19 protein-coding genes are annotated in these 17401 nt (G+C 43.1%); 8 read left to right on the forward strand and 11 right to left on the reverse strand.

Annotated elements, in window-relative coordinates:
* Window positions 1–316 precede the first annotated feature (316 nt).
* Genes FTT75_RS12125 through FTT75_RS12135 form a run of 3 tightly spaced genes read right to left on the reverse strand, consistent with a single transcriptional unit; the run spans window position 317 to window position 3129 of the window.
* Window positions 317–1393: a DUF6670 family protein gene (locus FTT75_RS12125; protein ID WP_100329338.1), complete on the reverse strand. Its 1077-nt coding sequence runs from the start codon at window positions 1391–1393 to the stop codon at window positions 317–319.
* Between the two features lie 18 nt (window positions 1394–1411).
* Window positions 1412–2233, reverse strand: coding sequence for a CDP-diacylglycerol--serine O-phosphatidyltransferase (gene pssA / locus FTT75_RS12130; protein WP_005094042.1), 822 nt, complete (start codon window positions 2231–2233; stop codon window positions 1412–1414).
* 38 nt (window positions 2234–2271) lie between these two features.
* The gene (locus FTT75_RS12135; protein WP_005094045.1) at window positions 2272–3129 is read right to left on the reverse strand and encodes a 23S rRNA (adenine(2030)-N(6))-methyltransferase RlmJ; all 858 of its coding nucleotides are present in this window, start codon (window positions 3127–3129) and stop codon (window positions 2272–2274) included.
* A 117-nt stretch (window positions 3130–3246) separates the two neighbouring features.
* Here FTT75_RS12135 and FTT75_RS12140 point away from each other — a divergent pair, with 117 nt between their 5' ends.
* On the forward strand, window positions 3247–3849 hold the full coding sequence (locus FTT75_RS12140) for a 2OG-Fe(II) oxygenase (protein WP_100357803.1): 603 nt from the start codon (window positions 3247–3249) through the stop codon (window positions 3847–3849).
* 70 nt (window positions 3850–3919) lie between these two features.
* Window positions 3920–4447 (forward strand): hypothetical protein, encoded by a 528-nt coding sequence (locus FTT75_RS12145; protein WP_005094048.1) that lies wholly within the window; start codon window positions 3920–3922, stop codon window positions 4445–4447.
* A 90-nt stretch (window positions 4448–4537) separates the two neighbouring features.
* On the opposite strand, the gene FTT75_RS12150 is transcribed toward FTT75_RS12145, so the two are convergent.
* The 6 genes from FTT75_RS12150 to FTT75_RS12175 all read right to left on the reverse strand — a co-directional run bounded on the left by FTT75_RS12150 (window position 4538) and on the right by FTT75_RS12175 (window position 9447).
* Window positions 4538–4795, reverse strand: a complete 258-nt coding sequence (locus tag FTT75_RS12150) for a DUF2789 family protein (protein WP_005094049.1) — start codon at window positions 4793–4795, stop codon at window positions 4538–4540.
* 115 nt (window positions 4796–4910) lie between these two features.
* Window positions 4911–5165 carry a DUF2789 family protein gene (locus tag FTT75_RS12155; protein WP_034608346.1) on the reverse strand — a complete coding sequence of 85 codons (255 nt, stop codon included), beginning with the start codon at window positions 5163–5165 and terminating at the stop codon, window positions 4911–4913.
* An 88-nt stretch (window positions 5166–5253) separates the two neighbouring features.
* Window positions 5254–5514 carry a DUF2789 family protein gene (locus FTT75_RS12160; RefSeq protein WP_005094053.1) on the reverse strand — a complete coding sequence of 87 codons (261 nt, stop codon included), beginning with the start codon at window positions 5512–5514 and terminating at the stop codon, window positions 5254–5256.
* Window positions 5515–5688: 174 nt separating this feature from the next.
* Window positions 5689–6675: a malate dehydrogenase gene (locus FTT75_RS12165; protein ID WP_004281429.1), complete on the reverse strand. Its 987-nt coding sequence runs from the start codon at window positions 6673–6675 to the stop codon at window positions 5689–5691.
* Window positions 6676–6842: 167 nt separating this feature from the next.
* Entirely contained in the window at window positions 6843–7481 is a 639-nt protein-coding gene (locus FTT75_RS12170; protein ID WP_074383563.1) for a ribonuclease I, read from the reverse strand.
* Between the two features lie 31 nt (window positions 7482–7512).
* Entirely contained in the window at window positions 7513–9447 is a 1935-nt protein-coding gene (locus FTT75_RS12175; protein WP_180186523.1) for a lytic transglycosylase domain-containing protein, read from the reverse strand.
* 334 nt (window positions 9448–9781) lie between these two features.
* On the opposite strand from FTT75_RS12175, the gene miaB reads away from it, so the two are divergent.
* From miaB to ybeY, 3 genes are read left to right on the forward strand one after another with little or no spacing between them, the layout of a single operon-like run.
* On the forward strand, window positions 9782–11239 hold the full coding sequence (gene miaB / locus FTT75_RS12180) for a tRNA (N6-isopentenyl adenosine(37)-C2)-methylthiotransferase MiaB (protein ID WP_159138917.1): 1458 nt from the start codon (window positions 9782–9784) through the stop codon (window positions 11237–11239).
* A 38-nt stretch (window positions 11240–11277) separates the two neighbouring features.
* Window positions 11278–12354 (forward strand): PhoH family protein, encoded by a 1077-nt coding sequence (locus FTT75_RS12185; protein WP_005094064.1) that lies wholly within the window; start codon window positions 11278–11280, stop codon window positions 12352–12354.
* A 22-nt stretch (window positions 12355–12376) separates the two neighbouring features.
* Complete coding sequence (ybeY, locus tag FTT75_RS12190) at window positions 12377–12859, forward strand: rRNA maturation RNase YbeY (RefSeq protein WP_005094076.1); 483 nt, start codon at window positions 12377–12379, stop codon at window positions 12857–12859.
* A 178-nt stretch (window positions 12860–13037) separates the two neighbouring features.
* Here ybeY and FTT75_RS12195 read toward each other — a convergent pair whose 3' ends face one another.
* Window positions 13038–13895, reverse strand: coding sequence for an energy transducer TonB (locus tag FTT75_RS12195; RefSeq protein ID WP_180186525.1), 858 nt, complete (start codon window positions 13893–13895; stop codon window positions 13038–13040).
* A gap of 261 nt (window positions 13896–14156) precedes the next feature.
* On the opposite strand from FTT75_RS12195, the gene FTT75_RS12200 reads away from it, so the two are divergent.
* The 3 genes from FTT75_RS12200 to FTT75_RS12210 all read left to right on the forward strand — a co-directional run bounded on the left by FTT75_RS12200 (window position 14157) and on the right by FTT75_RS12210 (window position 16381).
* Window positions 14157–14843 (forward strand): hypothetical protein, encoded by a 687-nt coding sequence (locus FTT75_RS12200; protein ID WP_005094079.1) that lies wholly within the window; start codon window positions 14157–14159, stop codon window positions 14841–14843.
* 190 nt (window positions 14844–15033) lie between these two features.
* A complete protein-coding gene (locus FTT75_RS12205) occupies window positions 15034–15717 on the forward strand; it encodes a DUF3108 domain-containing protein (RefSeq protein WP_370982144.1) in 684 nt (227 codons plus the stop codon).
* A gap of 88 nt (window positions 15718–15805) precedes the next feature.
* On the forward strand, window positions 15806–16381 hold the full coding sequence (locus tag FTT75_RS12210) for a xanthine phosphoribosyltransferase (protein ID WP_005094083.1): 576 nt from the start codon (window positions 15806–15808) through the stop codon (window positions 16379–16381).
* Between the two features lie 310 nt (window positions 16382–16691).
* On the opposite strand, the gene FTT75_RS12215 is transcribed toward FTT75_RS12210, so the two are convergent.
* Complete coding sequence (locus FTT75_RS12215) at window positions 16692–17354, reverse strand: hypothetical protein (RefSeq protein ID WP_034608358.1); 663 nt, start codon at window positions 17352–17354, stop codon at window positions 16692–16694.
* Between the last annotated feature and the right edge of the window lie 47 nt (window positions 17355–17401).

The following is a 17401-nucleotide window of genomic DNA, read 5'->3' on the forward strand; positions in this document are numbered from 1 at the left end:
GTAAAAATCCACACAAGTTGTTCTTCATAATCTCTTAATGATCTTCTTGCTGATTCGTCACCAGCAAGCTAGGTCGGCTATATTACACTGAATTTCTAAAGTGTCAATCCGTAATTCAAATTAATTTAAACTTAACCAACAAAACCCAAGCTTAACACCTCGTGCTAAGTTACTGTTTTATCAGAAGTTTTAATCTTCATCACTGCCGATGGATGTGCATTCTACAGCATTTCACACCCAACACAACCCCTATTTCTAAATAATTCAGCAAAAAACTAACGACTGTTTATTTATTCTACAAAAAATGCAGGTTTTTCTATTTTTTGAGCATTAAAGGTACAGAATTTGATAAATGAGTTAAAAGTTTGTCGGTTTTATCTTGCTCTTGAAAGCGTAAAGGACGGCAATCAATGTATTCACAGTAGCCACCTTCCCCATTTTCGTTCTCTTCATTTATTTTGACCTGATAACTAAAACTTCCAACATAGCCCGCGGCCAAACCAAATTTGAAATCACCGCGACTTTGCCCTTGTACCCAAATACAGGTGCCATCTTTAGCTTCGTAACACCATTCAAATTCACGTGGCAAATACATATTTTGCCCATTCGGCGTAGTGACGCGCGGATAGACACGATGGACTTTAAAATACACTTTTTGGTCAAACATCTGAGTCTGCATCTTGTTTAAATCACGCAAATACATCCGAGACTGAACAATACTATTCACCCCATCCCGAATTTGCGCCAACAGTAGCTGCCGGTTTTCACTCAGGTTAATAATTTGATAAGTCAGGAAGGCCAAAGGCAGATAAGGGAAATTGAAACTTCGTGCATATTCAAAACTTCCGAGGCTATCAATATTATATGTCTGTTGTTTATATTTTAATGTGCCCTGGCAATAGCACAGCAAAGACCAGTGCTCGGCAAGTGAAAACCGCACCTGGCTAAAGTGGGAAATGAGCTGAGTGGTATGAATGCTTAAATCGAAACTGAGTTCCGAGTCAAAACGCTGCAAACGAAAATGAGGAAAGGTCCCACTCAGTTGCTCCCGATCTAAAAACTGAAATAAGCCAGCATCAAAGTTACAGTCCTGCTGTACTGAATAACGATGCAGTTGGCCGACCATATGCGAACTGGTGCTGCAAATCACTGTTGCGGTATCCAGTGCGTTGGTTTGAATTGCACTGGGATTGGCCAGCATCGGTGCATTCGGCTGCCCGATAATGCTGAGAAAATTTAGATAGTGCAGCGGCGCCGGAAGTCCAGGAATCATCAAACCTTGATGAATAATCTTATATTTTGAGTTGGGGCCATGATAGGCAGGATAATGCGAAACAGTTGGAGTCTGATTCAGCTGTTTCGAACGATCTAAAAAATCTTGAAGAAACCGCATCTCAGACTCCTTATATTTTTATAATCTACTCGATCTTTTTGCCATAAAGGTGGTCACAAAACCAGATAAGGCATAGAGAATAGAAATTACCAGAATGCCGACAGGAATATTATAAGTCATCGCAGCAAAGACAAATACGGCAATTGGTAATACAAAAAACGGAACGCGTTTACGCTCTACGGTCTTGAATGAATAATATTTGATATTGGAAATCATCAACAAGCCCACCGCAATAATGACAACGGCGTTAATGATCTGAATGGATGCTTCACGAATATCAAAAATTTCAGGAAAATCTAAACCGACCCAGACCAGCGAAACAATCATGAGAGCCGCCAATGGACTGGCCACACCAATAAAATAACGCTTGTCTACCACGCCAATCTGTACGTTAAAGCGGGCCAGACGAAAAGCAGCACAGGCGGTATAGACAAAACAGGCGGCCAGACCAATCCGGCCTAAATCACTCAACCCCCAGCTATACATCAAGATCGCGGGAGCCACACCAAAAGCCAGCATATCGGAAAGCGAATCAAACTGTTCACCAAACGGACTTTGCGCACCAATCGCACGCGCCACGCGCCCATCCAAACCATCCAGCAAAGCCGCAATAAAAATTGCATAGATCGCTTGCTGGAAATTGCCATTCATACTGGCAATAATGGAGTAGAAACCCGCTAACAACGCAGCGGTTGTAATCAGGTTCGGCCATAGATAGATGCCTCGACGCTTAACTTTCTGCCCTTCCTGGGTATGTTCCTCTTCTTCCACCTCAAAGGTGATGCCATCAAAAGGCAAGTCTTTTGAAGAGTCGCGTTCCGGTTTGCTTATATTTGTCATTCTTGTCGATCCTAGCTATGACCTGTGCTTTGAAAAAATTATTCGCCGACTAACCAGCGAACTGCAGCGTGACCACCATTTTCACTCATGCGAAGATGTGGGAATAACCATTGTAGTGCTTCATCTGCATCTTCAGAGAATTTCCAAGGCGGATTAATCACCAGCAAACCACAACCATTCAAGCCGACTGGGGTGTCATCCGGCCATACACAGACTTCACACACCAGTTGACGGCGGATGCCGGTCTTGAACATTTTTTTCTCGAAGCGTTCAATCATGGCACGGTCTTTAATTGGATACCAAACAGCAAATACACCTGTCGGCCATTTCTTATAAGCGGCAACCAGCAATTCTACCAATTGTGGAAAATCTTTACGCTCAAGCTCATAAGGTGGATCGATCATCACCAGACCACGTTTTTCTTTCGGCGGAATCACCCCCAAAAGACCTTCATAAGCATCACGCTCATGCAAACCGGCACGCTTGTCAAAAATATTATGACGAAGCTGCTGAAACACATCACGCTGCATTTCAAAAATGGTCGCTTTATCAATCTCGCGCATGCCTTCTAGTGCAAACCAAGGTGAACCGGGATAAGCACCCTTACCAAAGTTTTCACGCATTTTCTCAACAACTTTCAAATATTGTTGTACACCTTCAGGTGCATTACGCTTGATCGAGTCATCCAGTTTAACAAGACGATGAATGCCGTTTAAGAACTCACCTGATTTTTGCGCTTCAGCAGTCGATAAATCATATTTACCCGCACCACCATGTGTATCTACATAGCGATAAGGTTTGTCTTTTGCATTCAGTCGAGTCAACAACTGAAGCAATAAAACGTGCTTCATGACATCGGCAAAGTTGCCTGCGTGGTAAGAGTGACGGTAATTCATGTTTCATTAATTCCTAATATCAACAGCTATTTTAACATGAAAAATAGTTTCGTTCAGGCACGATTCTTACACTAAAATAGCGAACCTGTTTTGCCACACTATCGAGAATTGAAAAAAATGGAAGCTGTTATCATCCCAGGGGATTGGAATGTTGATCAAATCTTAGATGATTTAGATCAACATGGCTTTAGTATTGTTGACGATGCTTATTCTAGCGAATATCAACATGCGGTAAGTCAGGAATGCTTAAGCCACTTAAACGAATTTCGTAATGCAGCCATTCAAAATGGCGTCGTCAGCAACATCCGTAGTGATCATATTCTTTGGTTACGACCTGAATTTCAAATTTCCCACCTACACACCCAAACCCTGCAACAGTTTTCTCAAGCTTTAAACCGTGCTTTTTATTTAGGCATTAAAGAAATCGAAGCACATTTTGCCTGCTATCACGCTGGCGAGTTTTATGCGCTGCATCGTGACAATCCTCAAGCTAAAAATGGCCGAATGATTTCCAGTGTGTATTATCTGCATGAACAATGGCAGGCAGATTGGGGGGGTGAATTGCGTCTGCAAGATAAAAATGGCCAGTGGCATATTATTCAGCCACAGCCGAACCGGATTGTACTGTTCCAGAGTGATTTGTTACATGAAGTTTTAATTTCCAAACAGCAACGTCTATCCATTACGGCCTGGTTAAGAAGCGATACAGCCTTAATCTAATGCTCGCTCATGCTTTAAATTTATTTTTTTAACCTCATATAGCCATTATTGAGAAATGAGGATTGCGTTGATGCGATTAACAACCAAGCAGATTATTGAGCGACTGGGTGAAACTGACCAATTGTACTTAAAAGGCAATACGCCAGAATTAACGCTTGAACGTGCTGATCTTCGTTTACAGCTGGTGACTTTAAGTGAGCTGCGTCAGGAACAGCGACATTTCCTGCAAGAAGCGATTGTCTTACTTGAACAAGGCCGGGTGGAATTTGAAGAAATGCCGCTGCGCATGTATATCAATTTATCCTTGCATCTGGCCAAGGCTTATATGATGTTTTTTGAACTGACCAAAGAGCAGCATTTTGCCCTGATTACCCAGCAAATTCTTAAGCCGATGGCCAGTTATGAACATGGCGATATTTATTTCTTTCTGGCTTATGCCAGTGCCAGTAAAAATGAGCCGGCCCTGACACGTCACTGGTTAGGTAAATACACCAAAACGGCTGAATGTGAACTGGAATTGTTGCAGCAGCATCATGCCTTTAGTGATTATCGTCAGCAGGAATGGTTTATCAAAATATTAAAAAGTAAAATGCATTAAGCTTAACAGCGTCAAAGAAAACGCCTCATTTGAGGCGTTTTCTTTTGAGCATCACTTTCATTTTTTAAGTAATACCAAGATATAACACAGTTAAGCAGGCTGACGTCTGTAGGCATCCATGTGTAATTGCTGGTTCAGCTCATCCACCCAGATTGCCCAATCATCATCCTGTACCAGATGACTAATCAATAATGAACGCTGGGATTTATTCCAGAATGGTGCCTCGTGCAAGGACAGGCCTGCTGGAAGTTGATGAGTCCGGATATACAACTCAATGGCAGCAGCGCTATTGGCCAGACCGAGTTGAGAAAATAACATTTCTAAGGATGGTTGGTTCTTCATGAGCATGTCGCCCTCCTTATATCAGATAAATTGTAATTATTTATAGATCTAACTTATAAGATAAGACAAAAAAAACCTAGTCATTTGACTAGGTTTGTTGTTTCTTTTTGTAGACTATAATTTAAACACCTTGCTTGTCACTTTCGACATGTAACAGCTGGTTCAGTTTATCAATAATCACAATCCATTCATCATCTTGATGCCAGTGCTCGCGTAAGAATGCACTTTGGCCCTCACTCCAGAATTCAGCATCCGGTAAAGCGACTTCAGATGGCAACTGATGGGTATGGGTGAATTCATTAATTGCGGCTTCATCAGAAGGCAAACCCAATTGTTCAAATAATAATTCTAAAGTTGGCTGTTGTTCGAACATGATCCACTTGCTCCTGTTATATGCTCTAAACTAAAAATAAGACCTTTACCATCCCTAAAATAAGAACTGGCATAAATCCTTAAATACTCATTTATAAATCACATGACCCAGAACCTTGGGCTTCGCTATGTAATTGTTCATTCAGGACATCAACTAAAATTGCCCATTCATCATCTTTTTTCCACTGACCAATCAGGAAATCATGCTGGGATTTCGACCAGAACGGCGCCTTGTGCAAAGGCACGTCCATGCCAATTTGATGGGTCTTGATAAACTCATCAATCGCCTCGGGACTCGAGTCCAATCCAAGTTGCTGAAAAAACATTTCTAACGTTGGGTGTTGATCAAACATCTTCTTCACCTCGCCTTTTATTGGATTATTTATGTTTTTTAGCTTAGTCCAAGCCTAAGCAAGATTCAGTTGCTGCTGCATCACAGCATGTTATTTTTTGTTCATCAAAAAAATAGAGAGATAAAAAAAGCACCCCGAATGGAGTGCTCTTTCAACTTAATCTAAACGATCAAATTATTTAAGCATGTCAGCAATCGCTGCGCGCTCTTCTTCAAGTTCGTTCAATGTAACATTGATACGCTCACGGCTGAACTCGTCGATTTCTAAACCTTGAACGATTTTGTATTCACCGTTCTCAGTCGTTACAGGGAAACCGAACATAACGCCTTCAGGGATACCGTAAGAACCGTCAGAAGGGATACCCATTGTTACCCATTCGCCGTTTGTGCCAAGAGCCCAATCGCGCATATGGTCGATTGCAGCATTAGCAGCAGAAGCAGCAGAAGACAAACCACGTGCTTCGATGATCGCAGCACCACGTTTACCAACAGTCGGAAGGAATGTATTTGCATTCCATTCTTGGTCGTTGATCATGTCTTTAACGCTTTCACCGTTAATTGTTGCAAAACGGTAGTCAGCATACATGGTTGGAGAGTGGTTGCCCCAAACTGTAAGATTTTTGATGTCTTTAACCGCTTTACCGGTTTTAGCAGCAATTTGAGATGCAGCACGGTTGTGGTCAAGACGTAACATTGCAGTGAAGTTTTTCGCTGGAAGATCTGGAGCAGATTTCATTGCGATGTAAGCATTCGTGTTCGCAGGGTTACCTACAACAAGAACTTTAACGTCACGGCTCGCAACTTCGTTAAGTGCCTGGCCTTGACCGATAAAGATTTCGCCGTTCACTTTAAGCAGATCAGCACGTTCCATACCTGGACCACGTGGACGTGAACCAACTAATAACGCGTAGTCAGCATCTTTGAATGCAACTTTAGGATCATCAGTACCGATCATGTCTTCTAGTAGCGGGAATGCACAATCTTGAAGCTCCATCATTACGCCTTTTAGCGCTTGCTGAGCTTTCTCAAAAGGAACTTCGAGCAATTGCAAAATCACTGGTTGATCTTTACCTAGCATTTCGCCGCTTGCGATACGGAATAATAGGCTGTAACCAATTTGACCTGCAGCGCCAGTAACGGCAACACGAACTGCTTGCTTCATCTAATTATCTCCAATTGAGGATATTCAACGCGATTAAATAGTTAGTATTTAATCTAATAATCGTAAACGCGAAAGATTGTACTCCAATCCTTTGCCGGATGCATATAAAAGAGGACGGATTTCATCTAAAGTCTGATAGGAAATATAAATTAAACCGGCAAAAAAGCTCAGTATGTTCCTTTTATTGTGACAGTTTTTGGGCATGTATTAATAATGTTGGCAGGACAGGATTTATAATTGCCATTTTTGTGATAACAGACTTTGATCGAGGTCAACACGCTGCTAGCTTGAGTAAGCTGGCAATTAAATCTCAAAGCATTGGCGGGTAATTGCGGATTAATTCTCACAAATTTCACACGCAGCGCATCGACTGACATGGTGATATTTTCCTGTTCAGTCAGCTCTGCCGGCACTTTAAGCCGGTCTGCATAATTGATAATCGTCCGGAAATATTGGCTGGCATTCATCGGAACGCAACCGCCGATGTTGCGCCACAAAATGGTCCGGGTATTTTCATCCGGCATGATTCTGGCCACCACCTTGGACTGAAGCGGTGAAAGTTTTGCAGAGCTATTGGTTGTACAGTTTTCTGACGTAGCCTGAGGATATAAGCCGGAAATATTCAAGGAATAACCTTCTAGACATTTTCGTTTCTTTGCATATTCAGGGTACAGGCTACACAAAGCCGGCACCATTTCTACATCCATAACATAGTCTGTCGGCATGGCGAATGCTGCCGGACTGCTGCCCAAGAATACAAGCGCTGCCCATTTCCCCCAAACTCGACGATCCTTCATTATTTTCATGAATAAATCACCATCCCCAATAATTTTAATTTTATTGTGTATTACGTAATGGTATCAGTTGCATACGCTTACCCACGGACTGTGCACCCTGTCCCAACAAGAGACCGTAATGTGTGGCATTGGTCATGACATGTTTCACATAATCCCGAGTTTCAAGTAAAGGAATACTTTCAGTATATTGATCTGCTGCCATGCCCTGAAATTCCGGCTGCCAACGGCGGGCACGGTTTGGTCCGGCATTATAGCCTGCGGTTGCCAAGACTGGGCTGTTGCTGAGCTGACGCTGAATGGTCGATAAATAAAAGGTGCCGTAACGAATATTGGTATTCATATCGGTCAAAGCTGCCGGATTATAAGTCTCACCCATTTGACGTGCCACCAGCTTGGCGGTATCTGGCATGATTTGCATCAGGCCACCGGCACCCACATGTGAACGTGCCACGGTATTGAAACGGCTTTCCTGACGCATCAAGCCATAAGCCCAAGCCGGATCGATCCCGGCATTGCGGCTATGACTGACCACGTAGTTCTGGTGCGGCATTGGATAACGATAATTGTAGTTATGTTTGTTCACGGTGCGGTCAGCTGCATAAATGGCCCGATCATGCCAACCCATGTCCATGGCACGCTTTGCTGCGGCCAGCAACAGCTCATCATCTTTTTTCAGATAGGCCTGACGCACTGCCCAGTTCCATTCACGGTTAATGTAGTTATTCGGTGCACTGATATTACGTAGCGTGAACGCACGACGGAAATGAATATCCTGATTCAAACGTTGCATGGCCTGATTCGATGGCTGAATTGGATTGGGTGTGCTCGCAGTCAGCTGTCCCAACTTGTCGCGTGCCAGAAGATTGTGATAATCATCCCCGGCGGCCAATGTACGATAAATACTCTCTGCAGTTTTCTTTGAACTACGATCTGCACGCTGCTCACTGGCACGGGCCAGCCAATATTGCCAGCGATCTTCCTGTTTCTGATTGACGCTCATGGCATCAATCGCACGGATTAGGCTTTCCCACGCACTAAAACGGATGGCCTGACGCGCATAAATCTCAGCTTCTTCCGGACTAAATGGCAGACCATAACTGACATCAAAGGCATTTAACACTTCCCGGTTAAAGTTGTTCTTCATGACGGTGGTTCCACCGACATACCCCACAGCTCGGTATAAGGCACGTTGTACTTGTACCGGTGTGCCTTCAGCAGTCCGTTTCACAATGGATAACGCCGAGTCCAGATCACTATCTGCCAGACGTCCCAGTGCATAAATCAGATAAGCATGTTCTGCCGCACTGTTTTTCGGTGCAGACCATAAATAATTGGTTGGATTGGCCTGAATCGAATTGAGTTGTGCTAAAGACAGATTCAGACCGATTCCTTGCGCAGTGGCAATAGCCTGACCTGACTGACCGGCACGCAATTGTACCCAAAGTCGCTGTTGGCGGTCTTCTGCCGTCATTAAAGGGCTAGAAAGCATCATTCGACCAAGTCCAGTACAAGAATCCGGTTGGCTATTGGTGGTTAGCCAGACCTCTTTAAACTCGGCATAAACCAGCTCATCACCGGCTTTGGCACGAACTTGTGCTACGGCACAGGCTTCAGCTGGATCAGCATTGGTCACATAAGGCAATACCGGTTGAGCCGTGGTGAAATCTGCCATTTTGACTTTTTCTTCGACATAGTCCGCTGCCAGCTTTTCAGCCATCGCAGATTGCGGGTAGCGCTGAGCAAAACTGACAATTTGGCTGGCAGGTTGCAAGGCAAGATTCTGGTTTAAAATCCAGTATTCCGGATAATAGCCTAAAGCATCATTCTGCATGGACAGGCGATATTGTTGTAATAATTCAGTATTACCTGAATTGGCCGCACGTAAGGCATCGTTAAATTGCTCTTCAGCTGCATATGTACTTGCTGAACCGATACACGCCACACTTAACGTAATTAATTTATAATATTTATACATATTTTCAGTGTGTTTCAACATCCCTTTGCCTTCTCTCATCGATTCTGTGCCTAGCCTATGTTGCTTATCATAAGAGCTTTGTTGAAATATTATAAGCAACTGTATTGTTCAGTTATGTAACCTTATGATTAAGCAATATTAATCTACAGACAATTTTTACCCATAAATCAATATTTTTCCACGTTTAATTTAAGCTATAAGTTTAAGCGACTTTCCTGCTAAAATATGCGCCTTCCCATATTTCAGTCCGTGAATTGAATTGTTATTCACCTGTTTGATGCGTCAATCAGGCTGTTCGTTCACTCTTTCAACGTATTACCTTGTAGGAGCCTACATGACGGTTCAAACCTTCATTCCGAATGGTGCCCCAGCTGCCTCAGAAAACACTGTTACCCAGCCAGCGCACACCCCTGTCCATGAGATTGCAGTAAAAAAACTGTATATCGAAACGCAAGGGTGTCAGATGAATGAGTACGACAGTCACCGTATGGCAGACCTGTTAGGCGATTCTCATGGCTATGTGCTGACCAACGATCCTAAAGATGCCGATATTCTGCTGATGAATACCTGCTCGATCCGTGAAAAAGCCCAAGAAAAAGTGTTTTCCGAGCTGGGTCGCTGGCGCAAACTGAAAGACAAGAATCCGGATCTGATTATCGGGGTTGGCGGCTGTGTGGCGTCTCAGGAAGGCGACAACATCCAGAAACGTGCCAATTATGTCGACATGATTTTTGGCCCGCAAACCCTGCACCGCTTGCCACAAATGCTGGATCAGCATTTTGACCAGATCGAAAAACCGAAAAAAGAAAAAATCAAACTGGTAGATATCTCCTTCCCGGATATCGAAAAATTCGACTTTCTGCCTGAACCGCGTGTTGAGGGCTATAAAGCCTTTGTTTCGATCATGGAAGGCTGTTCAAAATATTGTTCGTTCTGCGTGGTGCCTTATACCCGTGGTGAAGAAGTGTCTCGCCCACTGGATGATGTATTGGCTGAAATTGCGGGTCTGGCAGAAAAAGGCGTGCGTGAAATTTCCCTGCTGGGTCAAAACGTCAATGGCTATCGTGGTGAAACCTTTGAAGGCAATATCTGTACTTTTGCCGATCTGTTGCGTTTAGTCGCGGATATTCCGGGCATTGGCCGGATTCGTTATACCACTTCGCATCCACTCGAATTTAATGATGACCTGATCCAGTGTTATCGTGACCTGCCACAAATGGTTTCGCATCTGCATTTGCCGGTACAAAGTGGCTCGAATGATGTGCTTCAGGCCATGAAACGTAACCATACCATCGATGTCTATATCGAGAAGATTAAAAAGTTACGCTCAGTTCGTCCCGATATGCATTTATCTTCAGACTTTATCATTGGCTTCCCGGGTGAAACCGATGAGAACTTTGCAGAGACCTATCAGTTTATTCAGGATCTGGATTTCGATCATTCTTATAGTTTTATCTATTCAAAACGTCCGGGTACGCCTGCGGCAGAACTGGAAGATACCATTCCGGAAGATGTCAAAAAAGAACGTCTGGCCAAAGTTCAGCAATGGATTAAACGCTCGAGTATTGACAAAACGGATGCCATGCTCGGTAGCATCCAGCGGGTACTGATCGAGAAAGTCTCTGATAAAGATCCGAATATTCTGGTGGGTACGGCGGACAACACCCGTTATGTCAACTTTATTGGTGATCCTGCCTGGGTAGGTCGCTTTGCCGAGATCGAAGTGACCGAAATTAAAACTTTGAATTTAGTTTATGGTGAACTCTTGAATCTTGAGCCTGACGTGGCGTAATGTAGAGCATATAACGTACACTTCATAAGGAATACTCTTTGACTGCAGCGATTCGACGTACAGTAGCTTTTCCTGGGATTTCAATGGACCGTATCCAAGCGATGTTAGGTGCTTATAACGGTCATTTGAAGCAAATTGAACAACGTTTAGATGTCAAAATCTCCCATCGCGGAGAGAGTTTTATTGTGGATGGTGGAATCGATGCCGTTGAAAGAGCCGAAATGCTCTTGCAACGTCTACACGAAGAATCTGAACAGAGCCAGCAGATCAGCGCAGATACCCTGCACCTAATGATTCAGGGCAGTCAGACTGACCGTGAACTCCAGCAAGATCTAGAAGACCAAGAACATACCGGCCTGGACAATGTCTGGTTACAAACCCGTAAAGGCCGGATCAATCCGCGTGGTGCCAACCAGAAACGTTATGTACAGCGTATTCTGCAAAGTGATATTTCTTTTGGTATAGGTCCTGCCGGAACCGGTAAAACCTATCTGGCTGTCGCTGCTGCTGTGGACATGCTGGAACGCAATGAAATCCAGCGCATTTTACTGGTGCGTCCTGCGGTCGAAGCCGGTGAAAAACTGGGTTTCTTGCCAGGGGATTTAAGCCAGAAAATCGATCCTTATTTGCGTCCATTGTATGATGCTTTGTATGAAATGCTCGGCTTTGAAAAAGTGGCCAAGCTGATTGAACGTCAAGTGATTGAGGTGGCGCCACTCGCTTATATGCGTGGCCGTACCTTGAATCATTCTTTCGTCATTCTGGATGAGGCACAGAACACCACCCCAGAACAGATGAAAATGTTCCTGACCCGTTTAGGTTTTGGTTCACGCGCGGTCATTACTGGTGACGTGACGCAGGTGGATTTACCGCGCGGCCAACAGTCTGGTCTTTCACATGCCCTGCGTGTGATTGATAAAATCCCTGAAATTCATATCACCCGTTTTCATTCGCGTGATGTGGTTCGTCATCAACTGGTACAGAAAATTGTTGAAGCCTATGAAGGCTGGGACAGTGATCAGCAGCGTTTAAGTGCAGAAGCACGTGCCGAACGTAAAGCACGTCAGGACGCCTTGATCGCTGAAAATAATGCTGCCGCAGATGCACAGCATTAAGCTTTCAATTTAAGGATTTGTGTTGAAACTTAGTCTTTCCTTACAGCAGGATTTTCAGTCACCTGAACTGGTACTAAAACGTGCCTCTATTAAAAAAGTAGTCGAAACCACTTTAGGTCATATCGGTACGCAAAGTAATTGCGAAATCGGAATTGCCTGTGTCGATCATGATGAAAGTCATAAACTGAATCTGGAATATCGCGGCAAAGACAAATCGACCAATGTCCTGTCTTTTCCGAGCGATCTTCCAGATGAAATGGCGCAATTTCTGGATGCCTTTCCCATTGGCGATCTGGTGATCTGTATTCCTGTGGTACTTGCTGAAGCGCTTGAGCAGCAAAAAGCGCCGTTGACGCATTTCACCCATATGCTGGTGCATGGCACCTTGCATTTAATGGGTTATGATCATGAAACATCAGATGAAGATGCGGAAGAAATGGAAGGCATCGAAATTGAAATTCTGGCCAAGCTGGGTTTTGAAAATCCTTATCTGGAACGAGATTAAGATTTAAAAGAAAATGAAGGAAGCGAGCTGAGGCTCGCTTTTTTAATGCTTTATATTCGCTCTTCCTCTAGGAGATGAGAATCCTCAGAATATATTCTGAGTTCGCAAGGGAGAGGTTCTAATACCTGTTAAAACCCCTCTCTAACTCTCTCCCAAAGGGAGAGAGAACTAGAATGAATTAACGTACTTCAAACTCTGCTTCAGCCGGATCAAAACGCCAGGTTCGGATAATCCGCAATTCAGAAATTTCCTTCATTTTGGCATCAAACGCACCAAATGGCGCCGCTTTACGTACAGAAGATTTCGCAGCCTCATCCAGCATGGCATGTCCTGAACTGTCAATTAATCGGATGGCACGAATCCCTCCATTCTGATTCAGGATCACCATCAGACGAACTTCACCTGCCAGATTCTGCTGCTTGGCAGCTTCCGGATAATACTGATTGCCATAAAACTCTACTTTCTGACGGAACTTTTCCAGATAGGCTGCGGAGACATCCTGCTTGGATTGAATACCATCCACAGTTTTAATTTTTTGCTGACGACTAAAATTTTGCTGACGCTGTAAATATTGCGCTTCCAGACTGACCACCATGGCTGCTTTGGCCTGAAACTGGCTTTGTAACTGCTCCTGCATTTTTTTACGCTGATTTTCTTCTGCCTGTTTTTGCCAGCTCAAGGTGGTCATCAGCACTTTTTCTTCAAAACTGAGTTCCTGTTTCTGTTGCAGCAGATCCGGACTTTCTTGTTGTTCTTCCCCTGCCTTCTGCTCTAACAAAGGAGATGGCATATCACTCGACATCCGATGCGCTTCTCGAAACTTGCCAGACCCTTGCTGGTCTGTCTGGGCCAGAAAATCAGCGTGTTCAATTTTTTCATCTGTTTGTCGCAAGCTGACTGCAATTTCTTTGGTGCTGGTCTCCCGATCTTGCGGCATACCAAATTCCAGTGTCAATACGATCAAATGCAGAATGCCTGCGGTGAGCACGGCACTGCTAAACACAGGATCTTTCCACCAGGTTCTGACCAGAGGCATTAATATCATTGCTTATCACATTACCCAAACTCAGTCCTGAGTTCAGTTCCCCAAAAAAGTATTTTAAAGATTAAAAATAAACAAATTGGGCATTTCTATTTTAAAAATGCCAAATCCATCAAATCTTCAACGTTACATAACTAAAACTATAAAAATGGTGCTATTTATTTTGCTAAAATTCAAGCTTGAATACTTGTATTTTTCATACAATTCGACAAGATACACTTCGAGTCAAAAATAAAGTTGCTAGGATGCTTCAATATGCAAACGCTAATTTCCAATATTTCCAACCGAATCCGCCAAGTGTATCAGAGGGCGGAAGGATTTATTGAGGATGAGCGTGAATTCCCTTTATCGCAAGTCTTCTTAAATGCAACTTTTCAACGCTTTGTCACTGACAATGTCGATGCACTGAAAGACTTACACGCAGACCTGCATGAAGACTGGCTGCGTCTCTACGCGACACTAGACTATAAAGGCTTGAATATCACTTTGTCGGTAGACTTGAAGCTGGTTCAGATGGAACTGAATAAGACCACCCAGCTGATTGTATTCGAGCAAATCAGTGATACACAGCTTATTGACGCCAAATATCCAAATCTGTTGTATAAGCTTGGGGTGCGTTTTGCCCTGTTCTTCTATCAACGCATCTTGAACAAAGATCCATTGGGCATGATTCTGGAAAAACTTGGCGTTATTAAAGTCATTGATGACTTGCTGTATCTGGACTTGAACCGCTGGTTAGGCAAAAACCGTTCGATTATTGACACTCTAGGAAAAGTTCATGTGAATCATGCAGTGCTTCGCGAAGCTGAACTGGTGGTGATTGGTAATGTGAATCTGGCAGCCCTGTTTAGGAAACTTTCTCAAGACAGAGAGGAAAATTGGGATGAAGACGAAATGGACGATAACCTGGTGACCCCGATCAAACAGAAAGATCCGTCTTGAATACTATTCAATCTCGTTTTTTGAACTTTTGTTGAAAAAAACTACATGAAAGATACATTTTTGCTAGAAATATCCCTTAAATTTCCATATTTTGCCTAAAGAATAAAAGCTACAACAAGTAAGATATTTTGCCCGTTTAACCAATATAGGAAAATGACTAATGGTGAAGACTGTATTTAAGACTTTAGCGATGACCACAGGTCTAAGCGGTGCAATACTGTTGACTGGTATTTCTAGCCAGGCTTTTGCCATGACGCCTTTCCAAGCCAATTATCAATTTAGCTATAATGGCAAGAATATGGGTTCTGCCACCCGTACTCTGAGTAAATCCGGCAATAACTGGACTTACGTCTTTGCTGCAAAAGCCGGTGGTATTGCTTCAGCAACTGAAACCAGCCGTTTCACCTTTAATAACGGCAAGATTGGCTCCAGCAGTTTCAGTCGTAGCAGTAAAATCCTGGTGCATAACAACACCATGAGTATTAACTTTAATCCTTCCAGCAAAACCATCAATACCAGAAAAGATGATGAAAAGCGTTCTTTTGCCTGGAGAGCCGATGTTCTGGATGAACTGAATGCGGAATTACAAATTCGTGAAGATCTAAAAAATGGTGGCTTAAAATCGAATTATTATCTTGCTGATGCTAAAGAGGTCGAAGGCCGTAAGTTTGTTCGACAAGGTTCAGAAACGGTCAGTACCAAATATGGTTCTTTTAATACCATCAAGGTGGTGATGAAGCATAGCAAGCCGGGTCGTGAAACCATCTTCTGGCTGGCACCGAAACTTGACTATCTGCCAGTCAAGGTTTCGCATGTAGACAAGAAAACCTCTTATGGTTTGCTATTAACTGACTATAAAGGTGCAAGCAACTAAGATTTTGGCGAATTTCACTTGATTTTTTCCGGGTGCTTTTTACAATACGCTTTTGCTTGAAAAAGCACCTGCTCTTGAGGATTCTCCCGTGCATGCACTAGAACAGAAAATCTTGGCCGAAGGCATCGTTCTCTCTGAAGAAGTTTTGAAAGTGGATTCTTTCTTAAACCACCAGATTGACCCAGTCATGATGCAATTAATTGGTCAAGAATTTGCGCGTCTGTTTAAGGATGCTGGTATCACCAAAATTATTACGATTGAAGCATCAGGTATTGCACCTGCAGTGATGGCAGGTTTAGAACTTGGTGTACCTGTCATCTTTGCACGTAAATACCAGTCTTTGACCCTGAAAGATGATTTATACCGCTCTAAAGTGTTTTCATTTACCAAACAAACTGAAAGCACCATCGCGATTTCAAATAAACACATCAGCTCAACCGACAAGGTTTTAGTGATTGATGACTTCCTGGCGAATGGTCAGGCGGCGCTGGGTCTGGCCGATCTGATTCATCAGGCAAACGCAGAAGTGGTCGGTATTGGTATTGTGATTGAAAAATCATTCCAGCCTGGTCGCGACTTGCTGCTTGAAAAAGGCTACCGTGTGGAGTCACTGGCACGCGTAAAATCTTTGGCAAATGGCACAGTTGAATTTGTTCGCGACTAAGCTCGACAATCAATTTTAAAAGAGCGCTTATGCGCTCTTTTTTATTTTGTCTATCTGATGAAATAAATTAAAAATATTCAAAGCTCGACTCTAGTTCAATCTAATGTGTTATTCATGATTCCTGACTTGATCCTAGATAAATGGCTTACTTTTAAATTCGAAGTGATTAAACCTCTAAAATAGATCGTGTCATAAAATAAATAATTTTTCTATCCGATGAATAAACAACCAGTTATAGCAATTTTATTATAAGATAAAGAGGTCTAACTATCTGCAAATAATTAGACCTCTGTTCACCTTGAACAAGAGTTTATTTAACCGTCACAGTAATACTGCCGCTATTTACAGCACCGATAGCGGTAGTTGTGATGCTATTGTTAATAGCAGTTTGAGTTCCTTCTGCAATCGCATTGACAGAGGCATCAATGGTACCCGCATTATAGGCAATGTTCGCTACACTATAATTGCTTAAAGTTTCATTGATCTGCTCACTATAGTTGGTAGACAGTGATGAACTTACAACTTCCGATAGATCTGAACTATCCGCAACCTCGGATAACTCTTCTAAGGTTTCAGAATTATTCGTTGCACTAGTGACTTGACTGAAATCATAGTCATATGTTTCATCTGATACGTCTGATATCACCTGATTGAAGCTGCCTTGCTCAATCGTGATACTACCTGTGTTCGCTGCACCAATTGCAGTAGTTTCAATTGTCCCTTCAATTGAACTAATCGCATCTGGTACTTCTCTTACTGCTCCTGCAAGTGCTTCTAAATCAACGCTTGCATCAACATCACCTGTATTCACTGCCAGATTCAGCGCAGAACCATTTTCAACCTGCTGAGAAATAGAATCCAGAGTAGCTTGTAAACCGGTATCTACTTCCACATTGGTTTCTTGAGCATATGCCATCCCCGCACTAGACAGAAAGGCGACGGATAATGCGACTGTTTTGATCGTGTTTTTCATCATTGTTCTTCCTACTGTTATTTTGAAGTACCTCTCGCTAAGTACTT

It is taken from the genome of Acinetobacter sp. YH01008, assembly GCF_013420435.1.
Classification (GTDB): domain Bacteria; phylum Pseudomonadota; class Gammaproteobacteria; order Pseudomonadales; family Moraxellaceae; genus Acinetobacter; species Acinetobacter pseudolwoffii.

Excerpts from the sequence above, each read along its gene's own strand:
- FTT75_RS12125 (WP_100329338.1), bottom strand. The coding sequence starts at position 1,393 with ATGCGGTTTCTTCAAGATTTTTTAGATCGTTCGAAACAGCTGAATCAG.
- pssA (WP_005094042.1), bottom strand. The coding sequence starts at position 2,233 with ATGACAAATATAAGCAAACCGGAACGCGACTCTTCAAAAGACTTGCCT.
- FTT75_RS12135 (WP_005094045.1), bottom strand. The coding sequence starts at position 3,129 with ATGAATTACCGTCACTCTTACCACGCAGGCAACTTTGCCGATGTCATG.
- FTT75_RS12140 (WP_100357803.1), top strand. The coding sequence starts at position 3,247 with ATGGAAGCTGTTATCATCCCAGGGGATTGGAATGTTGATCAAATCTTA.
- FTT75_RS12145 (WP_005094048.1), top strand. The coding sequence starts at position 3,920 with ATGCGATTAACAACCAAGCAGATTATTGAGCGACTGGGTGAAACTGAC.
- FTT75_RS12150 (WP_005094049.1), bottom strand. The coding sequence starts at position 4,795 with ATGCTCATGAAGAACCAACCATCCTTAGAAATGTTATTTTCTCAACTC.
- FTT75_RS12160 (WP_005094053.1), bottom strand. The coding sequence starts at position 5,514 with ATGTTTGATCAACACCCAACGTTAGAAATGTTTTTTCAGCAACTTGGA.
- FTT75_RS12165 (WP_004281429.1), bottom strand. The coding sequence starts at position 6,675 with ATGAAGCAAGCAGTTCGTGTTGCCGTTACTGGCGCTGCAGGTCAAATT.
- FTT75_RS12170 (WP_074383563.1), bottom strand. The coding sequence starts at position 7,481 with ATGAAAATAATGAAGGATCGTCGAGTTTGGGGGAAATGGGCAGCGCTT.
- FTT75_RS12175 (WP_180186523.1), bottom strand. The coding sequence starts at position 9,447 with ATGTATAAATATTATAAATTAATTACGTTAAGTGTGGCGTGTATCGGT.
- miaB (WP_159138917.1), top strand. The coding sequence starts at position 9,782 with ATGACGGTTCAAACCTTCATTCCGAATGGTGCCCCAGCTGCCTCAGAA.
- FTT75_RS12195 (WP_180186525.1), bottom strand. The coding sequence starts at position 13,895 with ATGCCTCTGGTCAGAACCTGGTGGAAAGATCCTGTGTTTAGCAGTGCC.
- FTT75_RS12200 (WP_005094079.1), top strand. The coding sequence starts at position 14,157 with ATGCAAACGCTAATTTCCAATATTTCCAACCGAATCCGCCAAGTGTAT.
- FTT75_RS12205 (WP_370982144.1), top strand. The coding sequence starts at position 15,034 with ATGACCACAGGTCTAAGCGGTGCAATACTGTTGACTGGTATTTCTAGC.
- FTT75_RS12215 (WP_034608358.1), bottom strand. The coding sequence starts at position 17,354 with ATGAAAAACACGATCAAAACAGTCGCATTATCCGTCGCCTTTCTGTCT.